Source organism: Lysinibacillus xylanilyticus (genome assembly GCF_001183605.1).
Classification (GTDB): domain Bacteria; phylum Bacillota; class Bacilli; order Bacillales_A; family Planococcaceae; genus Lysinibacillus; species Lysinibacillus xylanilyticus.
This window is the reverse complement of the sequence record NZ_LFXJ01000005.1, coordinates 566,304-586,377: the sequence shown is the minus strand read 5'-3', so window position 1 is coordinate 586,377 and position 20,074 is coordinate 566,304. Positions and strand designations below refer to the sequence as shown.

Annotated in this window: 23 protein-coding genes; 5 read left to right on the top strand and 18 right to left on the bottom strand. The window is 32.7% G+C overall.

Annotated elements, in window-relative coordinates:
• Positions 1-372 precede the first annotated feature (372 nt).
• Positions 373-1,728 (top strand): RNA-binding domain-containing protein, encoded by a 1,356-nt coding sequence (locus tag ACZ11_RS24940; protein WP_082172688.1) that lies wholly within the window; start codon positions 373-375, stop codon positions 1,726-1,728.
• A gap of 502 nt (positions 1,729-2,230) precedes the next feature.
• On the opposite strand, the gene ACZ11_RS26200 is transcribed toward ACZ11_RS24940, so the two are convergent.
• The 4 genes from ACZ11_RS26200 to ACZ11_RS05795 all read right to left on the bottom strand — a co-directional run bounded on the left by ACZ11_RS26200 (position 2,231) and on the right by ACZ11_RS05795 (position 5,355).
• Positions 2,231-2,407 (bottom strand): hypothetical protein, encoded by a 177-nt coding sequence (locus tag ACZ11_RS26200; protein WP_161804439.1) that lies wholly within the window; start codon positions 2,405-2,407, stop codon positions 2,231-2,233.
• 37 nt (positions 2,408-2,444) lie between these two features.
• The gene (locus ACZ11_RS05805; protein ID WP_049664436.1) at positions 2,445-3,314 is read right to left on the bottom strand and encodes a hypothetical protein; all 870 of its coding nucleotides are present in this window, start codon (positions 3,312-3,314) and stop codon (positions 2,445-2,447) included.
• A 996-nt stretch (positions 3,315-4,310) separates the two neighbouring features.
• The gene (locus tag ACZ11_RS05800; protein ID WP_049664434.1) at positions 4,311-4,634 is read right to left on the bottom strand and encodes a hypothetical protein; all 324 of its coding nucleotides are present in this window, start codon (positions 4,632-4,634) and stop codon (positions 4,311-4,313) included.
• A 157-nt stretch (positions 4,635-4,791) separates the two neighbouring features.
• Positions 4,792-5,355 carry a hypothetical protein gene (locus tag ACZ11_RS05795; RefSeq protein ID WP_049664433.1) on the bottom strand — a complete coding sequence of 188 codons (564 nt, stop codon included), beginning with the start codon at positions 5,353-5,355 and terminating at the stop codon, positions 4,792-4,794.
• A 532-nt stretch (positions 5,356-5,887) separates the two neighbouring features.
• Here ACZ11_RS05795 and ACZ11_RS26520 point away from each other — a divergent pair.
• Positions 5,888-6,103, top strand: coding sequence for a hypothetical protein (locus ACZ11_RS26520; RefSeq protein ID WP_049664432.1), 216 nt, complete (start codon positions 5,888-5,890; stop codon positions 6,101-6,103).
• Between the two features lie 1,277 nt (positions 6,104-7,380).
• Here the strand turns inward: ACZ11_RS26520 and ACZ11_RS05785 are convergent.
• The 8 genes from ACZ11_RS05785 to ACZ11_RS05745 all read right to left on the bottom strand — a co-directional run bounded on the left by ACZ11_RS05785 (position 7,381) and on the right by ACZ11_RS05745 (position 12,529).
• The gene (locus tag ACZ11_RS05785) at positions 7,381-8,283 is read right to left on the bottom strand and encodes a hypothetical protein (protein WP_049664431.1); all 903 of its coding nucleotides are present in this window, start codon (positions 8,281-8,283) and stop codon (positions 7,381-7,383) included.
• Between the two features lie 2 nt (positions 8,284-8,285).
• Positions 8,286-9,152, bottom strand: a complete 867-nt coding sequence (locus ACZ11_RS24700; protein ID WP_053093202.1) for a head maturation protease, ClpP-related — start codon at positions 9,150-9,152, stop codon at positions 8,286-8,288.
• Between the two features lie 496 nt (positions 9,153-9,648).
• On the bottom strand, positions 9,649-10,194 hold the full coding sequence (locus ACZ11_RS05775) for a hypothetical protein (RefSeq protein ID WP_049664429.1): 546 nt from the start codon (positions 10,192-10,194) through the stop codon (positions 9,649-9,651).
• A 16-nt stretch (positions 10,195-10,210) separates the two neighbouring features.
• Complete coding sequence (locus tag ACZ11_RS05770; RefSeq protein WP_053093201.1) at positions 10,211-10,594, bottom strand: hypothetical protein; 384 nt, start codon at positions 10,592-10,594, stop codon at positions 10,211-10,213.
• Positions 10,595-10,633: 39 nt separating this feature from the next.
• Positions 10,634-11,503 (bottom strand): hypothetical protein, encoded by an 870-nt coding sequence (locus ACZ11_RS26885; RefSeq protein WP_236690787.1) that lies wholly within the window; start codon positions 11,501-11,503, stop codon positions 10,634-10,636.
• Between the two features lie 53 nt (positions 11,504-11,556).
• Positions 11,557-11,955, bottom strand: a complete 399-nt coding sequence (locus ACZ11_RS05755; protein WP_049664428.1) for a hypothetical protein — start codon at positions 11,953-11,955, stop codon at positions 11,557-11,559.
• Positions 11,956-12,032: 77 nt separating this feature from the next.
• Positions 12,033-12,302 carry a hypothetical protein gene (locus ACZ11_RS05750; protein WP_049664426.1) on the bottom strand — a complete coding sequence of 90 codons (270 nt, stop codon included), beginning with the start codon at positions 12,300-12,302 and terminating at the stop codon, positions 12,033-12,035.
• A 2-nt stretch (positions 12,303-12,304) separates the two neighbouring features.
• Positions 12,305-12,529 carry a helix-turn-helix transcriptional regulator gene (locus tag ACZ11_RS05745; protein ID WP_236690786.1) on the bottom strand — a complete coding sequence of 75 codons (225 nt, stop codon included), beginning with the start codon at positions 12,527-12,529 and terminating at the stop codon, positions 12,305-12,307.
• A 168-nt stretch (positions 12,530-12,697) separates the two neighbouring features.
• On the opposite strand from ACZ11_RS05745, the gene ACZ11_RS05740 reads away from it, so the two are divergent.
• Positions 12,698-13,282 carry a helix-turn-helix domain-containing protein gene (locus tag ACZ11_RS05740; protein WP_049664425.1) on the top strand — a complete coding sequence of 195 codons (585 nt, stop codon included), beginning with the start codon at positions 12,698-12,700 and terminating at the stop codon, positions 13,280-13,282.
• A gap of 58 nt (positions 13,283-13,340) precedes the next feature.
• Complete coding sequence (locus ACZ11_RS05735) at positions 13,341-14,534, top strand: site-specific integrase (protein WP_049664424.1); 1,194 nt, start codon at positions 13,341-13,343, stop codon at positions 14,532-14,534.
• Between the two features lie 152 nt (positions 14,535-14,686).
• Here the strand turns inward: ACZ11_RS05735 and ACZ11_RS05730 are convergent, their stop codons facing one another.
• The 6 genes from ACZ11_RS05730 to ACZ11_RS05705 form a co-directional block, all read right to left on the bottom strand.
• Positions 14,687-16,336, bottom strand: a complete 1,650-nt coding sequence (locus ACZ11_RS05730) for a sensor domain-containing diguanylate cyclase (protein ID WP_049664422.1) — start codon at positions 16,334-16,336, stop codon at positions 14,687-14,689.
• 185 nt (positions 16,337-16,521) lie between these two features.
• Positions 16,522-16,770 (bottom strand): hypothetical protein, encoded by a 249-nt coding sequence (locus ACZ11_RS05725; protein ID WP_049664421.1) that lies wholly within the window; start codon positions 16,768-16,770, stop codon positions 16,522-16,524.
• Positions 16,763-17,266 (bottom strand): RNA polymerase sigma factor, encoded by a 504-nt coding sequence (locus ACZ11_RS05720; RefSeq protein ID WP_049667072.1) that lies wholly within the window; start codon positions 17,264-17,266, stop codon positions 16,763-16,765. The genes ACZ11_RS05725 and ACZ11_RS05720 overlap by 8 nt, the downstream gene beginning before the upstream one ends.
• Before the next feature lie 7 nt (positions 17,267-17,273).
• Positions 17,274-17,654, bottom strand: a complete 381-nt coding sequence (locus ACZ11_RS05715) for a hypothetical protein (protein ID WP_049664419.1) — start codon at positions 17,652-17,654, stop codon at positions 17,274-17,276.
• Positions 17,655-17,662: 8 nt separating this feature from the next.
• Positions 17,663-18,412 (bottom strand): ABC transporter permease, encoded by a 750-nt coding sequence (locus ACZ11_RS05710; protein ID WP_049664418.1) that lies wholly within the window; start codon positions 18,410-18,412, stop codon positions 17,663-17,665.
• Positions 18,409-19,131, bottom strand: coding sequence for an ATP-binding cassette domain-containing protein (locus ACZ11_RS05705; RefSeq protein WP_049664417.1), 723 nt, complete (start codon positions 19,129-19,131; stop codon positions 18,409-18,411). Before ACZ11_RS05705 ends, ACZ11_RS05710 begins: the two co-directional genes overlap by 4 nt.
• Positions 19,132-19,397: 266 nt before the next feature.
• Between ACZ11_RS05705 and ACZ11_RS05700 the strand changes: the two genes are divergently transcribed.
• On the top strand, positions 19,398-19,985 hold the full coding sequence (locus ACZ11_RS05700) for a hypothetical protein (protein ID WP_049664415.1): 588 nt from the start codon (positions 19,398-19,400) through the stop codon (positions 19,983-19,985).
• The last annotated feature ends 89 nt before the right edge of the window (positions 19,986-20,074 follow it).

Genomic DNA, 20,074 nt, shown 5'->3' with positions numbered 1-20,074 from the left:
ACGAATGGGTGCTTCATCATTAGGAAAAGATATCATGGAAACAAGTGTAAATAATAGAAATATAGTTCTATTTTATTTACAATCATTTTAGGAGGTGAGTAGGATGAATGACGTTTTGCGATTTCTTCAAAAGGATATTGTAACACCTATCGCAGGAATAATTGGTGGTGCTCTTTTTTAATAGTTATTTGTATAATTATTTCATAAAAAATGACCACCCATCACGAAGTGGTCTTATTATTGTATATTTATCCAGGTTTCAATTAGTCAAATAATAAAAACAACTTTTACTAAAGAATTTTACCTACTATACAGTTATTTTTTTCACTTTTGAATTTAAAATAATAAAAAAAAATTGCAGGTGGCTACTATATGTATATAAAAAGTTTAGTTATAAAAAACTTTGGTCCTATAAAAGAAAATGAAATTGAATTTAAAAAGAGTGGAATCAATTTAATACGTGGACAAAATGCTAGTGGAAAAACACAAATTTTTGGAGCACTTTTATATATTCTTTATGGTAAATCAGTTATAAAGAATAATTCTCTAATTGTAAATATTGAGAGCAATGTAAAACTTATAACTGAGCACGATAATACAATACAAATATTCGAAAATATATACTCTGAAGGTAAATATCACTCAAGCTTCCAAGTGAATTCTAATAAATTATTAGGTCGAGACAATAATATTATTTCACATTATCACAAATACTCACCTGTATTTTTTAACGATATACATATGGATCGTATAGAAATTGAAGAAGATGATATTAAATTCATTTCAGCACTTTTGGAGTCTTCCCCCACCGAACACAGTACCTGGTTAAATATTGTTGAAAACTACCTTAATCAGGTGAGCAAAACTAATAAAAAGATTGTTGTTCCTTCTGGTGGTGCGGCACAGTTTCTTAAATTAATATCAGCAGTAAGCCTACATCGTAATTTAGAGTTTAAAACACCACTTATATTTGATGAAATATTTTTTTCATATGATAATAATCTCCAAGAATTAATTCTATCTATTCTAAAAAGTTACTCTAAAATTAATCAAATAATAATATTCGATTCTTCTTCTTTATTTGATTTTTTTAATGAGAAAAATGTTATTGCTAATATTACTAGAGATGAAAATGTATTTTCTCCAATAGCTTATAACTATAAAATCCCCAATATATTACTTAGGAAGCCTATTAACGAGCAAAAGAACAATGATTTTAAAAAAGAAGGTCAACTAATAGTTCAATATATTCAAAACGATATCCTAAAAGATGAGGAGTACAGATTCATTGAATTCAAGGAAATTAAAGGAAATAATCCAGTAGATTCGATTCTTAGTTTGGTCGACCAATATGCAGTTGCTTATTTAAATGAAAATACAAAAAGAGCTGGTAAAATTATATGGGGAATAAGTGACAAAGAAAGAAGAGTAGTAGGTGTAAAGCTAACTTATCAACAAAGAGATGAACTACGTAGATCCATTACTGAAAAATTAGGGAAAATACAACCCCAAATTCCACCAAGTGTATACAGGATTGATTTACTCTCATTATATGATAATAATTTAAACATTATTAATGGATTATATATAGTGGAAGTAAATATTCGACCTTATCGAAGTGAATATCTTTATTCAACTGCTAAAGGTGAAGTTTTTATAAAAACAGATGGGGGGAAAAAGAAACTTACGGCACTTGAAATCCAACAGGAAAGAAAATTAAGGAAATAAGTTATAGCAAAACAAAATTATGTACGTAAATTTAAATAATTCTAAGTAGCAAGGTTAAAATAGGCCATCTAAAACCTCTTTATTATACGTTTTCAGATGGCTCTTTATCTATATTCTATTACTTTTAATGTCAAATCTCCATTCAATAATCCATTTCTTTTTAGGCCATTTTGCAAAACTCTAAACCTACTAATAGTGGGCCAATGATGTTTCTCAATACTTATAAAATGGCGCAAAACTCTCTCTGTAGACTTTGTCTTCCACAGATGCTGATTTACTAAGCTTCAATTTAGAACGCTCGACAGCCTTACTATATGCCCCTAAAAATACGGCTCTTAATTTAATAGTAACTGTCCGTTCTGTATATCTCTCATCTTGTGGGAGTTTTTGTCTCCCCCATAATTCATAGTTCTATTCGCAAAGTACATTCGATACATCCATCAGACTTTGCAAACATAATTAAAAGCCACTCAATTTAAATGAGTGACTTCTTAATAAATAATTATTTATATTTTAATTTCTTCATTGCTTCATCGATTTTATCTTGCTGTTCTTTTAAATTATAAATCTCGAATATATTGTAACCATCTCGAATAACATTAATTCTTAACCCTATATTATGTTTTTCTTGCCACTCTTGCATACCATCTATTATTAGGATTGCTGGCAACATGAACATATCATCTTCGTCAATTCTGTATTCACCATATTCAGTTTCAAAAAAATTTACTACTATGTTTCTCATATTTAATATTTATCAACGTTATCAAATCTTTTAGTGTATCGATTAACTCATTTTGGCTTTTAACCCACATCTCTCGAGCATAATTAAGATTTTTAACTGAATTTAATTCCCAACAATTCGTTATTATGAGATCATTTAACTCAACGATGTCTTCTTTCTGCATCTCTATGCTTGGGTTTAAAGCATGTAATTCCAAATATGAATCCATTATATATTCATCTTTTTGCATAATCTTTTTAATTATTGTCTCTCCAAAGTTGATGATGTTACATTGAGTTTTATATCTTTCAAGTAATATTGCATTAACAGTGACTTGAACTTCATTAGATGCAGCCTCTAATTCCTTTAGATAAGACTCTATATTTTCTTTAATCACAGTAAAATCATTAATTAAATATTGAGGGACCTGTAAATATCTACTATCTCTTTTTATACTCTCCCAAACTTTATATTGTGGATATCTAACCATTGTTTGTGATGCTTCTTTAAATACTACCATTCTTGGATATGGGTTTTCTTCATCCAATAAATATTTAATATCCATTAGTTCATCATAAAGAGGCTTGTAAATTATATTTTTTCTCTGAATAGCTGACTCTGCACGTAATTGATTGTTATGAACATAAATACTAGCAAACATTGTTAAAATGCCTCCAACTATTGCGCCAATAATTGCGCCAACAACACCGACCCATGAATCGTCAATATTAATATTTATTAAATTAATAAAAGGACTTAATAAATAACTAATTCCTATTATAGTCAAGACAGCTAACATAACGAAAATCTTGCTATATTTTTGAAGGTAGATATACAATTTCGGTATTTTTCGATAACTCATATTAAATATCCTCCTCTCATGAGCACCCGGTCTTTCCTTTACTGTTGATTTAAAACATATTCTATTTCACATATCCAATTTTTCTGGCCTTAATCGACAAATGTTGTTTCGTTTTCTTCTTCATCAAAAACATGAATTCTTTGCTTAATAAGAAGATTTAACCCTAGTTCAGTCCGATCTATTTCATGTAAATCCAACTCCCATTATAAATTAGGATTTATATTTATTGCATGGGTGCAAAAGATCAGACGTTGCTTAGTTAATAACAAACGACCTTCATCCGATTTAGTCGCACTGTAGTACATAGTATTAGCCAAGCCTGAACGTATCGGCAGTTCGTTTTCATTCATCTCTAAATCATGGAAATAGATTTTTTTATTGGTAGAATTGAAATCATTCTAATCATTGGTTACTCGCTTTGCTTCTGATGTAATGATTTAGCTGCCGTAGTACCCACAGCAATTATTTTTTGGATGGAATGTTGCAGCATAGTTTGGACAATTTAAAACTTTAGCCAAGCTTCATCGCTCCTAATTATGTATATGAAAAACAATTCATTAATACAGTATACTTTTAATTACTAAATATACCAATAATATAAACTAAAAAAAAACCAGGCTCAAGTTGGGTACCTATTCCTGTCTGTGAACAACATTTATTGATTAACACTTCATACTATACAATTCCTGAAATCTTTGAATTTCTTTGCACAATTATTTTTCACTGTTGGAATATAATATACCCTAATCGCACAGAATAATTTTTAACTGAATAAAAAGGTGGTGAGAATATGAATGTTGAATTAAAGCTCACTTGTACTGAATTACTTTTGGTTTTCTTTGTATTTGAAAGAATCTTCTTCTAGTTAAGAAGGTGACAATGCTAAAGGAAAAGGCATTGTCATACGGTTTAATTAACAAAATACATAAAAGCATTTTTCTTTAATTACAAACAAAAATAATAAAAAGCCACACCTTATTAGATGTGACTAATAATTTATTTCCATACTACTTTTTGAAATTTTTCACGTTCTGTATGATTCTTTCTAAGTATTTTTAAGAAATCGTCCTTGGAAGGTTGGTCAATAATATCTGAAACATCATTCGAAGTCCACTTTCTATTTCCTATACGATACCCTTCTTCGTTTAATCTATTTGCTACTTCAACAACTCTTCCACAGTGTGCGTAGTATTTTATTGCTTTTTGCTCTGGAGTATATTCAGGATATGATTCAGCAGATTTTACAAAATCTTCGATTTTTTGAATTGCTTCCTTTAAAATATTTATATCTTTTTGTGCATTTTCTACAGTGTATTTCATTCTATCCCTCCTTTCTTTATTAATCATAGTTTGTTTGAAATTACATTCCAATAATACAAATCTGACAAAAAATCAAAACACCTACCGAAGTAAGTGTTTTTGATAAAGCCTATTTATTGACCACTCATCACGAAGTGGGAGTTTTTCATTAGTTTAATTAATATTTTTCATTAGGATAATCAATAGAATTTGCTATCTCTATAAGCACTTCAGATGTTACTTTATCAGAAACATCTTGATCAATACTAAACACATACTGCAAATTATCTCTTTCAAAGACTAACATATTAAACCCAAATCTAGGATTGTCTATATATACTGCATCCTTTCCATTTTTCAATTTAAATACTTCTGAAATATACTTTTCAAATGGAATTTTATGCTGAATTGGACGAACATCAATTTTAAAATGATTTTGAGGAAATTGATCACTTACCATTGTTACTTCAAATTCATCGTTGATATCTCCATCTAAATTACTAAATCTTCCGAAACGATGAGTAAAACTTATTGGTGGTACTCTAAGTGGTAGCTTAAGCTCTTTATTAAAATGTTGTTCAAAATCTTTTAATGCAGATTCTACAGTTTTATATCCTATTTCAGGAAAAAATTCTTCATAAGGTTGTGGGGAATCACTTGACTTTGCATCTACTGTTTCGGTAATGGATATATTAATTAGTACGTACCCTAATAACAATAATATAAGAAAATATTTATTCATTTCATCCTCCTAAAATTTTATTTAGGAATATTTTCTCCAATTAAATAGTTAATATGCTTTTTATCTCCGTACAATATACCCTATTACACGAGACTCTAATACGTTCTTCTTATCAACAGTCTTATCAGCAGTTGGGAAGACTTTTCTCCTTATGTATAAAAAAAATTTGGACATACATACTTAATATGTATTCCCCTCAACCGCTATAAATTGCTCATTGACTAAACTGTATTCACATAACTCCGAGCATTTATAGCGGTTATTTTTTATTACCATTCAAGCCAGTTTTCTAAATCGGGTCAAATACCCACAGTTTGTGGGAATTTGTCACGTCATTTAACCAATTATAGAAAGGCACAGGACGTTCCCTTTTCGTTGTATATTCTTTAAATAATGTTATATTGCTTAAACGAATGGTGCGAAATATTTGATATAAAAAGCATGATTATAGAGAAATTTGATGGAACTAAACTAGCTAGTCACAATTATCGAATATACAAAAGAAAATTCTTAAACTGTAGGAGGTCATACAATGAAGAAAATATTTTATATAGGAGTATTGTCTACATTAATACTAACTGCATGTAGTGAGGATGAAGCTGCATCTAAAGAAGAAGCTCCGGCTAGTGAGCAAAAAGAAGCTAAAGAAAAAACTGTGAATGCTTATACTGAAGAAATTTCTGAGAATAATCCTATCGATGAAGCAGCTAAGGAGCTTCATACAAAATATATACCGTATGATGAATAAACACAAAAAGCTCAGGTACTCACCTTGATGCTTAAGGTCGTTTTTATCCTAAGTGACCCTTTTGCTTTTACTAAATCATAAAAGGGTATGCAATTCTGACCTTTAACGTTTGAAGACCAGCGAACGTATGCTATTGCTTTTTTTATGCATAGGTAACCTTAATTTGCACAAAATAAAATTGAGTGTATCGCACGCACTTATTAGGTTGTGGCGTTGGTTGACTGTCACGGCTTTTCGTCATATTGTAGCTTTTTTATGAATAAATTCCCTTAAATCTGTACATGCTAAGAGTGTCTTAGATGTCTCACACTAACTATAAAGATTGCGGCGTTGGCGAGCGCCGCAATTTTTTATTGCATTAAAAATGTAATACACCTAATTACTTTCAATTACGGAACATAAAATAATAGTGTCATCAGTAAATTTCATCTTCGCAGCTTTTTTCACCTCAAAACATAAATTTTTATAGGGCTTATTTTGGTCACTTCCGATTTAGGAAATGACCCTTTTTATTTCGTTGTAATGTTTTCAACTCAAATTACATATATTTATTTCGGGATAGCAACTTATTGCATCGCCCCAAACTGTTATCGCACGTGCTATCCCTTGTTCAATTTTCGTCAGAAATGCCAATTCAAAGCTTTCTTCGTCACACGCTGCGTTTTTTCATTTCCATTTCTCATTCCATGGATCATCTTCATACTACACCTTTACAAAAAAGATAAACTGTTACTTTATTTGTTTGCGCCATTTTTTAGCATTGTTGCCATAATAATAAATACCCTAGGTTTTTACTTTGGTTTTTGGGAGGTGCTACCTTTTCCTAATCAAAAAATATTAGCTTCATTACCTTTTGATTTAGGAATTTATCCTGTCTTAGCATGTTACTTAATCTTAACCTTCTTTTTCTTTTGTATTTTCTGAATGACACAAAACATATATACGCCCCCTTTCTTATGTAGTTACTCAATCAATTCGTGTAGTACCTACATACATGTTGTATTTACAACTAACAATTGAAGCGGGTACTTGAATATCTACATTTATTTTTACCTGTTTTGAGCTTCATTTCAGCCTTTTTGACATTATGCTTACAATTTATACCTTTTCATCATTAAAAACGTTGAACGGGCTTCCTACTCATTAAAAACCCATATATAAATTTCATTTATAAACCTTGGCACACTTAACAATTTGAAAAGACCACTCATAAAGAGTGGCCAGTGCAAGCTAATCAGAATTATTATTCAACCAGCAATCTCATACTTGGAAGAATTTTATATCTTTTGATTTCTTCTTTGTTCAGCACTTTCCATAGCACTTGTATTCTTTTCGTACATGGCTTGTTTACGGTCATACTCTCGTTGGGCCTCTTCCTCATGAAATTTACGAATACTCTCTTTTTTCGCTTCAATTTGTTGACTTGTAAATTCATTAAAAGATATATCTGCACGTACATCTAACCACTTCATATACATTTCTGTTAGATTAACGTTATTTTGAGCTTTTTTACAGTAGCCGAGTATATCTTCTTTTAACATTTCTTCAGGTGTACAAATTCGTTCAGTATCTTGCGCTTTTTTATCACGGATAGTGTGCTGGAATTGTTGGACCCGTAACCGCTCCGATTGATCTTGTAAAAAGTCAATCAGTTTATCCAATGACCCTTTAAGATTCCTTAAATCTGAATATGTTGTGGGATAATGATTCTCATAAGCTGTGATTAATTGTTTCAATTCCTGACGTTGGTCATATGATAAATATCCTTCTTGAGAAATATCATATCCTTGTAATAAAGCTTGCTCATTAGTCAATTGATCAGTTAATTCTTTAACTGCGTACTTTAATTGTTCTACCTTGTTAAGATCGCCCGATAATTCAGCCTTCGCTAATTCCCTTGCTTTGATTTCTTGCTGACGCTTCAATTCAAATATTTCTTGCTTTTTTTGTTGGATGCTACGCTGCGCTTGCTCTTTGATTAGTTGCTCTTCTTGAAAGAAATTAGAAAGTGCTTGTTCTGCTTCATTTTGAGCATTCAAGGCCTTTCGTTGTGACTCCTCTGCGCTTTGAATATGTGCAACTACGATATTTTCAATACTTGCTTTTAAAGGATGTATATCCAACACACCATTTTTTAAATTTGTAGCAATTACTTGTTCTAACGTTTTTCCAAATTTCATCTTTATTCAACTCCATTTTTTAAAATATCCGCTAATGCGGCTGCTTCTTGTAATTCAGTAAATGACATTCCAGGTACACTATTATTTTCAACTAGTTGTTGTTGAGCCTTTTCCCCAGATGAAGCTTTAAATGCTTGAACTAACATTTCAGCTTCATGATTATTTTCCGCCATCTTTTTCAATAATTGCATGTCCCTATTTTGTGGCAGAATGGCACTATTTGTTCCTACTTGGTTACTATTTTGCGCTAACTCCTGGCGCATTTTATCAATAACAGCCTGTGGTAAAACGCCATTTGTTAACAGTGGCATATCCAAACTCGCAACAGCGGACATTTCCTGTTCAAACATGATCGCATCGATAAAACCTAACTCTTTCGCTTTCTGTGCGTTCATCCAGGTTTCTTTATCCATCATGGCTTTTAGTTTTGATTCATTCAAACCCGTTTTGACAGTATAAGCATTCATAATAGACTTGTTTATGTTTTGGAGAAACTCACTTGTATGATTCATCGTGCGATAATCACCCTGGACAGAAACACTTGCGTTATGAATCATTAATTGAGCCGTAGGGGACATTTCAACATGACTACCGGCCATCGCAATTACACTTGCTGCAGATGCAGCCACACCCACAATTTGAACGACTACTTCTCCAGAAAATGATTTTATAGCTGTATAAATTTCAGAGGCACTAAAAACAGAACCACCCCCGCTATTTATTAAAACGTTCACTTTCGTTGATCCTGTTTTTTTAGCAGATTCTAATTGTTTATTGATAATACCTGGACTAGTCGCAGGTATATTGAAATAATCGTAAATCTGCTGCTCGCTATCTGAAATGATTGGACCACGGATGTTAATATTCATTTGTTCTCAATTCCTTTCTTTACTTTCGTTTTGTATACACACCATACTTTCGCTTTTATACTTTGATCCTTGCTTCATTTTTCAAAGCATTAGATGTAAAGATTTTCTCAAAGTTGTAATTTTGAGCTCCCACAAACGAAAGCGAAAGTGAATTTTTTGGAATAAAAATAGACCACTTTTGGGGCTCGCAAGCCCCGCACGGATAAAAAGTCTCAGAAGGACCCATGAGCTGGCCGGACTTCTAATTGAACTCAACTACCACACCCCCTAATAAAGAAAAGCCCAATAACATACACATCGCTGTGCAGTTACTGGACTTCATGAGTCTCTATTATTATTTAACTTGTAACGATTGATTGCTTTACATCGTGTGCATTGTACTTCTAAATCACACTGGATAAGTGCAGCACCAGCTTCATATTCACTCGAAGCTTTTAATAATAACTTTCCGCATTTTGTGCATCGTAGTTCTTTCATAAAATCACCTCATTATCTTTTAAGTATTTAGAGAATGACGCGTGTGTTCCTCTTTCATTTTTTCATCACGCCAATAACGTTCACCAATTACTGTTAGATTGTTTATGACAGCATTCCTTAAAGTCTCATAGTCTACCTTCTGAGACTGCTCAAAATAGCGTATAAACAGTTCTTTATCTTCTACACTTAATAGTTCGCATATCTCTCTAAAACGTTTGTATTGAAGCCTAATACGTTCTAGCCGTTTCTTGTAAGATGCCTTCTCGTCAATAATCATAAATGCTAGAATATCCGACCTACTCGAAATAGATTGATCGTTATCATACATAGACACGCCATAACTAAATTCGTACAACTGGGCAAAGTGTGCTGCTTGTCTTTTCTCCAAATAGTTTGCTAGTTTGTTGGCCTGGGCATCCATCCACAATGAATACATATACTCCCTTACTTTATGTTCTAGTTCTGAAACAAAATTATCTGAATCACTTTCAATTGCATAAGATGTGTTAGCTGTAATAAGCGCTAATTGTTCACCGAAAGCTTCAGAAATAATAGTTTGATTCATGCAGCACAACCTCCTTTCAGCTAAACCTAGCCGGATAGTTTGTTTGAATTAAATGTTCAATTTCCACACCTGTATCAAGATTTAAAAACAATGAAATTTTTATCATAGCTGTATCTCTAATCTTTGTGTAAGTCACTGAACTTATTGGTGGATCAAACTTTAAATTGTAGACATGATAATCTGTCAAGTATTCACTATTAGCTGATAAATACCTTGCTTCAATTAGAAAACGTTCTGGTGTCGGTAATCTCTCAATAGCTCGTTCAATCATTTGGTGAAAGGCAACATTATCATTATCTGGATCAGTAAATTTAGAAATTCGATATCGTGCCAATTCTTTTACAACAGCTTTACGAATTTTCACTTTCTCTGCTCTAGTTAAGTGTTTTAATAGTTCCATTGGTATCATCCTCGCTTCTTACTTTTGACAACCTATGTTTCAATCACTCCAATCAAAGTCATTTGGATCATTCCCGTCTTGTATCCAGCGTTGGAACTCTATTTCTTTATCTCTAGGATCATATTGCGGTTTTTGTTTTGGTTGAGAAGGTTTTTTATCTGCATTCATTTTGATAGCTAGCTCCATAAATCTCTCACGAAGCTTTTTGGCTGATAGTACATTAGTTTTCCAAAATGAATCTTGTGTTACCCAATCCATTACTTGTTTAGCCTGGTGCTTATCGACTTGATCTATTTCAATAAGCTTTCGCATATCATTTGCCCATGTTTGCATATTGGATTTTTTAATCAAATGAGATATTCCAGCTTCATTTGCAACTTCAGAAACTTTCTCATGAAAGTAGATTGCCATTTTGAAATAGGTGCTATCCTCGTCATATTTTTTTTGACGAGTAGTATTTATATCTTTTATATCTTTTATATCTTTATTACATCCCTCAAATCTGAGGGTTCTCTCCATCAAATTTGAGGGTTCTCTCTCCAAATCTGAGGGTTTTCTACTTTCAGAACCGTCATTTTTGAGGGTTCTATTTTTATAGAATTTCTTTGAGTTTTTCACTTTAAAAATATTTCCATAGGGTGTTCGCTTTGTGGTTATATATCCGTGTTTTTTTAAAGTTGAAATATTTCGTTCAACTTTCGCCAGACTGTAACCTAACGATTCGGACATTTCAATATTTTTAACAGGCCTACCGCCAAGAACAATGCCGATAGTTTCATCATTTTCGACGACTTCTTTTGTAACTTTAGATATTAACCATAAAAACTCCCATATAGCAGAACCAATTTTTTCGACATGTTCTGGCTCGAGTAGACCAGTGAAAACTGGAAAAAAGAAATTATCAGACATCGTCACCACCACCTTGTCAATGCCTATGTTGCTTAAACTGTGCAGGTGCTCTTTTATTCATCATTTTCTAATTCAAGCTGCAAAAATGCTTGTGTAGCTTGCTCATGAGTAATGAACCCTTGTTTAAGGGCAAACATTACTTTATTTATTTTTAGACTTTTTTCCGTTAAAACTGCTAGTTTGTTTCCTTGAGGGTCTAGCTTCACCCTAACTTGAGCACCTTCATAAATTGATGAACCACGATTCCATACTTGACTTGAATCGTGTTCAACAATTTTATCTAATATATCTTTAATAGTAATAGCCTTGTATTGGTCATCCTCTTTTACTTCGATATGGTCTCCTTCTACTAAATCCATGTACGAAAAACGGCCATGAACTTTGTGCACTAAGGAAACAATATCAATGCCAAAATGCACAGTTATACGACCAATCAAATATTCTTCATTCATCTATTTCACCACCTTGAGTTTTACATATGATAAATTCACTCATTCCTGTACATACGCTCGCCAAAGCATATTTTTAATTACCACTCACTTGTAATTGTACTTATTACTTCAAAAGCCTGTCTCGCTGGCCACCATCGTTTACGATTTTTCTTGACCTCAATAGCTCGCATACGTACATCACATACAAGTTCACTTTCTAAAAATCTTGGTGACATATTCGTCAGTTCTGCCATTTTGTTTAAATCAATCCACCACAATACTTCTCTTATTTCTTCATCAAGCCGTTTCTCTATGTATTGCCGAATGGCTTGCTTATCAAGATTGACCTCAATGTTTGCTGGTAGCATCTTTAATCACCTCTTTCATTGGTAATTTCAAAAATTTCATCAAATTCCACATATAAAGCACTGCAAATCTTTTTAGCTGTTTCGGGTCTAGGTGATTGCTTCCCATTTGAAATTTGAATCAAAGTTGCTTCTGAAACACCTATAGAACGGGCAAACCCTCTTTTTGAAAAGCCTAATTTAATTAACTCTTGTCTAAAAGCGTTTTGTGATTTCAATTGAATAGCCAAAACAAAACCTCCTTCACAATTAAATTAACCAACTTATTGGTTATAATAATTCATATGTTGATGATATGTCTTTTTCAATTGAAAGTCAATCAAATTTGATTAGTTTATTGGTTATTTTGATTCGTTTATGATATAATTCAAACAATCATTATGAAAGGGAGTATGAAAATGTCAGGTTTTATCCACTGCAATCTGAGGGTTTTAATGGCTGAACGAGGCCTAAATATACAAAATGTAAAAGACCAAACTACGCTGTCAAGGACAACTATTTCGAACTTGTATAATAATTACGTTTCAGGTATTCAATTTGATACACTAACGCAACTATGTACACTTTTAAAATGTACTACAGGTGACTTGTTCACCTTTGTTAATGTGAGTGTTTCATTTAATGACATTTCAATAGATTGTAAAGTCGATATGATGTCAAAAAATCAGATTAAGGATCCTTCTGAGTGGGAGGAAGTTGGGAACTATGCTTACAGGGCTAAAAGTAAATTTTTAATTAACTTAATGCTTAAGTATGAGGGTGAACTTTTAGTTTTTGATTTTGAAGTAGATACTTCTGTACTTTTTAACAAACTCAAACAAATCATATTTAAAGATATTCTAATTTCAGACGAATTTTATTTGAATTTAGACAATGTAAAAGCCCCTGTATATGTAATTGACTATATAGAAGAACAGTTTGATAAATTTTTATCTGAATGTATCCGTGATAGATTTTTGAATATATTCGACAATTTAGATTAATCACACTCACCTATTCCTGTACATACGCTCGCCAAAGCTATAGAAAGGAATGGTATGAGTGAAGTTATATAAATCAACAAAAGAACCTGAAATATATCACTATTTCAATGCAAATGAAGAAAAGCTATGGATGTTTCGACATAAGTATTATGATGCTACTGGAAAGCGGAAAGAGAAGAAGAAAAGTGGTTTTAAAACAGAAAAAGCAGCATTGAAAGCCCTACTGGAAGTTAAGGCTGCAACGCTGCGTGGTGAAACTAAACATATAGAAAATGATAACCTAACTGTCGGACAATGGCTAGATATATGGTATGAAGCCAATCAAAAAAAATGGAAAATCGCGTCACAGAAACAACGTGAAATGGCTATTCGTTTACAAATGAAGCCATTGATCGGTCATTTTAAACTACAACAACTGACTAAATCGATCTATCAGAAACATTACATTAATGAGTTAGAAAAGAAATATAAACCTAGTACGGTCAGATTACTTCATAATTTATTTAAAGTTGCTATCAATGCAGCGGTAGAAGAAGAAATCCTAACACGAAATAAACTACAGGGTACTATCTTGCCATCTCTAAGAGGGAAAGAAGCAAAGAAGAACTATCTTACACCTGAGCAATTAAGTATATTACTGAATCATATTAAGCTAAAGGAAGATATTGCCTATTATAGTTTGTTTTTAACGATTGCTTATACTGGCATGCGTAAAGGTGAGGCGTTGGGGCTTCAATGGAGGAATATCGACTTTACTAATCAAACGATTACCATCGAGCGTCATAGAGGTAATAATGGTGTAGACTCCACGAAAACAAAGAATAGCGAGCGTACCATAAAAATAGATGAGATTGTTTTACAGCAGTTAAAGCGTTATCGAGTAGCTGTTAAAGCGTTTTTGCTGTCGCATGGTCGGAAATTACTTGACGATATTACAAAAGACGATTCCTTTATTTTTATATCGCCTATCACCGCTGAACCTTTTATTTCTACACGATTAAATGCCATTTTTAACCGTATTGTAGCAGCAGCTGGATTGCCAGCTACCACTATACATGGATTACGACACACACACGCTACAATTTTGATGAATAATGATATTCCTGTGAAAGCCATTGCCGAACGATTGGGGAATACGCCCGAAATAATCCATACAACATACGGGCATGTATTGAGAGAAATGGAAGATAAAATTATAGACACATTTGACCGTGCTATTGGAAATGGGGCTAAAAGTGGGGCTAGCTCATAGCTCCCCCCCACTCAAACCGCTTTATATAGGCATTTACAAAGCCTTTAAGATTCTACAGCATATAAAATTTTCACTTGATACTTATTTTCAATTTCTTTTAATTTACTTAGTATAATTCCCTTCATGTAAACACCACTTTCCAAATTTGTCTTTTAAAGTAGTTGCCCTACATCAACTATGCCTGTATTATCATATACTCTAAGTTGGTTTCGACCGCTTTCCTTAGCAATATAAAGTGCTTGATCCGCACTGTCAAGTAGCTCGTAAAATGTTGAAATATTTTTAGAATGACCATATCCTGCGATACCAATACTCACTGTCACATTAATCTCTAAATTATCCGCATAATAAGGATTATCTTCAACATGTTGCCGAACTCTTTCCGCTATTTTCACTGAACTCTCTAGCGTAGTATTTGGGGATAAAATGACAAACTCCTCTCCCCCATACCTTGTAACAATGTCGATACTTCGCACAGAATTTGAAATGATGTTTGCGACGTGCTGTAGTACTTCATCTCCGATTAAATGTCCATATGTATCATTGACCTTTTTGAAAAAATCAATATCAATTGCTATACATGAACAGTGGTTTTGCTCTTCTAAACATTTCTGAAAAACAAGCTCCCCCTGTTCATTTAAATAACGACGATTATACAGCTTCGTCAACTGACAGGTAATCGATAATTCCTTTAGTAAGATAGTATCTTTTCTCACCTTATCGCTCATTTCATTGAAGGATGCACAAAGCTCCTGAAATTCTAGCGCATAAGGTGCCAGCTGTTGTTCATTTATTTGATAATCATAATAACCTTGTTCTACCTTTCTAACACCTGTAAGAAGCTGCTGAATAGGTTCTTCGATTCTTTTAGAGAGGTGTAGCATCATTTTAATCGTAAAAAAAGAACCTACTACTAAGCAAAATGTTATCAATGAAAATCTAATGATTAATGGTTTATAAGCCTCTAACAGACCAATTTCTGATATGATAAACCATTTCCCTCCATTTATAGGCTTGCTTTTAGCAAGAGCCCACTTCTCATTCGCGTCTTTATAAAGCTCGAGGCCATTTATTTTATTTTTTAATGCAGCGTTCAGGATATGCTCATCAACTAAATAATTGCCAGAAGATCGGTGTTGTTTATTGATAAATTCAGTGAGCATAGTACCTTCCCGATCTATAATATAAGAATGCCCTAAAAAGCCTACTCTCGATTCTTGTAACAGTTGATTGATGGTATCTAAATTTACTGCGCCAAAAACTACACCATTGAATTGTTGCTGTGCATTAAGAATCGGTGAAGCAAATGCAATAATAGGCTGCTTTGTAACTTTACTTATTAAAATATCTGTTATATACGGTTGCTTCGTTTTATTAGCAACTTGAAAATACTTACGGTCATTTACATCCATACTAACACCAGTAGTACTGTATTCGGTAGCTGTATCAAATTGCACGATGCCCTCTTTATTGACGAATATTAAGTCTGTGAAATCTGTTTTTTCTTTAAAATCTTGAAAAAAAGCTTGAGATTTTTCATAATTATAGTCCTTTATATAATCTAAGTTAGCTATTGTATGTATATCACTGGATCGCTCTGATAACCAGCTTTCAAAAAAATATGTTTGGGCATCCAAATAATGTGTCATCTCTTCATTTTGATGTTGAATGGTTTGCCGATATTCAATATAAAGCGTTGGAATAAAAATACATAGACCAATAATAAAAGTAATCCATACAAGTACTCGATGAAGCTGACCTTTTATTGTATTTGGCTGTGGAAAATTTTTCAAAACCCTCAAAGCACTAACCTCCAAATTAACCTAACCATTTCCTTAAAATGGGCAATAAATAGTATTTTATTCATCAAAAATACCACAACCAGAAGATTGTGGCAGTGAGAAATTTAACTTCTTTCCGCAATTGTTTTATGTAGCGAAAGTGAAACGTCAGCTACAAAAGTTTTGTGTAACGTAAGTCATAAAATTTATTGCAATAAAATTTGGAGAATTGTAATAAATACAGCCGCAACAATAGGCACTATTTTCAAAGAGGTGTAGCCGACTGAAGATGTACATATTGGCTCTAACGGATCCTTTGTTGGTGAAGCTAAATATTGAAGAAAACGTTGCCAGCGACTTTTCTTGTATGTCATTAGCTGCTGGGGAATCTCCACTTTATCGTGATCTAAGCTGTCTTTTAACCATTGTTCTTTTTGAAATTCATCCTTAAGCATCGAAATCCTCCTTTAGCTCTTCCTTTAAAGTCCTTATCGCATTATGTAGCCTCGATTTAACTGTACCAAGTGGAATGGACAAAATTTGTGCAATTTCTTCCTGTGGCAAATCATGATAATAAACAAGCAAAATAACAGCTCGTTGCTTATCAGGTAAGCGAAGAATCGCTTCTTGAATCGTTAATTTCTCGTCAGCTGATATCCGAGGACTTGACGTCGGTACTAAAAACGGGAAGAGTGAGCGCCATTTTTTGCGCCGATTTAATTTATTTATCATTAAACGATACGCGATTTGAAATAAAAATGCTTTAATCGTTCCCTTTTGCTGATCAAAATCTTCTTTTATATATTGTAAACGCTCAAAGGTGTCTTGCACAATATCAATGCTAAGCTGATCTTCCCGAGTATAGCGAAATAAAAAGCAGTACAATGGCTCATACAAACGACTATAGAGCTGTTCAAAGCCCTCGACATCGCCGCTTTTATAGGCCTCCATCCACTCCTCATTGCTTATCATCTAGCTCATCCCCCCAATGAGCCTTAATGGACTTCAATGTTATGGACACACGTGAAACTAAGTATGCGACTATTACAATGACCCATGCTTGCGATTGATTTGTAAAAAATTGCACATATGGATTTTCGATTGTTTGAGAGAATGACAAAAGCATGTTTAATGCCTGCACACAAAGTATTGTATATATGGCTATAACGAGCGTTAAAGTATCAAATACATTCCACCGTAAATAAATTGTTGTTTTTTTATAATTAATTTTTCCATTTTCGCGAACAACATATTTTTTATTCATCGGGATTGTGATTCCCAAAATAATAATAGTCCAAACTCCAATGACAATAAAAGATACAATAAATCCAATTCCCATAATATCACCTACCGACTGCTATATACTTTTTTAGCAATGGCAGCTAACACCATGCTAATAACTGCTAAAATTATACAATATTGATATTGCGGAAGCCATGTTTCATTAATTAAATTTAAGTACATTTGCAAACTATCATTTAAATAAAGCATTGGATTCCAGCTTAGAAAAATATAATAATCATGTGGGTTTTTCCCACCAATTGTTAAAAACATCGTTGTCATCGTTACTGAAAACATGAATAAAATCATAATTGGCACTAACATACTTTGAGCTACTTTCTCGTTTTTAAATAGACCTGCTAATATAAAACTCAATGGATATAATGCCAGTAAAACAAAATTACTAATCAAAATAATCATAAAGTAAGATGAAAGTGAAATATCAATGATGAAGGAATAACCAATGAGTAATAGCACTAAAAATACATTTAATAATGTAAAGACACCGATTCCCATACCAATATAGTAAGTGTGTGGCTTCACGCCTGTTCGTTGTACCCATTGGAACGTTTTATTAGCCTTCATATCTGCCAAATATATAGTAGCGCTAGAAAATGCAAATGAGAAAATTAACATTAAAATTGAAACTGGTAAAAACTGACCTTTAATTAGATAATCAAATGCTTCTCCGTTCATCATGTTTTTACAAATAACTGACATGATCAAAAAAATAAATGCTGGCGACAAGTTTCCAATAGACATTCCTGCATTTCGTATATTTTCTAACATATAAATTCGTGCAATTTGTTTCATCATCCCACTCTTCCTCCTAAAATTTGGCCTGTCACTTCATAATAAAGACCTTCGATTCCTGGCAATTTCGCGTCTGTGTATTTTCTATAGAGCTCATCCTGTGTGCTATTTTCAATGAGCTTCCCGTCTTTTAAGATCACTACATAATCAAATAGCGGTTCTAACCCTGCCACCTCATGACTAATAATGATAATCATTTTGTTACGTTGACGAATTTCATCTTGTAAGTAAAACATCAATTGCTTTTTCTTAGTTAAATCTAAATCAGCAAACGGCTCATCTAAAATGATAATCGGTTTATTTAATAAAAAAGAAAGGAATATCGATACTGCTTTTCGCTGACCGCCTGACGCATTTTTCAATAAGATGTGATCATAAGTTGGTAATCCTAATATTTCATATAACTCTCCCAAATCATTTTTATTGTTCGTCAATGTAGTAAAAAGGGCCATCACTTCACGAATTTTCAGATGCTGATAACTCGAAAAAAATTGGTACTGCAGCGCAACTTGCTCATGCACATATTGGGACGAATCATTGAATAGAATGGAACCACCATCAGGTTTTACATCTCCAGCTATACATTTTGATAATGTAGATTTACCTGCTCCATTCTGACCTAATAATAAATAACAATACCCCATTTTAAATGTGGCCGACACACCATCCAAAACGTTCACACCATTATATTTTTTCACAATATCCTTCACAATAAGTTCCAAAATAAACCCTCCCTTTTTATATGTTCACTGACTATACAAACGGGGATTGTAAAAGGTTCATTTTATTTTTTAAAAAAATGAAATAAAAATATATGTTTCTATAAAATGATTTTTTATGTAAAATAAATAATTATTGGAAATTAAGTAAAAAAAGGAAATTACCCTGACACAGCTTCTACTGGCGACGTCCAATGAGCGGTTAGGCTAAGTTTTTCTTGTTTTTACTGCACGATTAAAAGAATACTAATTTAAAGGGAGTTACCGAAGTGAGCGATTTTGAAGAACTTAAATATTTTTTAGGACCACATTTTGGTCCAGAGATAGACTGGGAGCTAATCGAATACGCTGTTATTGATCATCGGCAATTAAGTAAAAAAGTCCGATCCAAATTCAAAGAAGAGCTCCTTTATATAAAGCAACTGTTAGAACAAAATCAATATGAAAAAATACAGCAGATTATCGAGATGCATGATTTCGAGGATACAAAGCTTTACGAAATAGAAAAAATACAAAGATTTATTAATGAGATTTTACCTATTATTGAGAAATATGAGTATAAGAAAGGTATCCCTTATGTCCCTTTTAAAGCTTTAAACTATCTGTTTGATAAAATTATCAACCCTACTAAAGCATTTTTATCTTTTGATTTTATTGCTATAGATATCAAAAGAGAAGGTGATACATTTATACATCATATCTTGCAAGATTTACAATATGTGGAAAAAGCCTTTATGGAGCAAGATGAAGCAAAGATTCAAAAGTTACAACAACTTTCCAAAGAGAAAGGGGTTACTATTTTTGAATCACAATATAGAGATGAATTTATCCAAGTAGTAACGAACGAATTGAGTTAATAAACAAGATAAAGAGAATTGACTACGAATGATAGCCACTAAATAGCACGTTCAGCCCTCATAATATACTCGACCCATAGAAAATAACT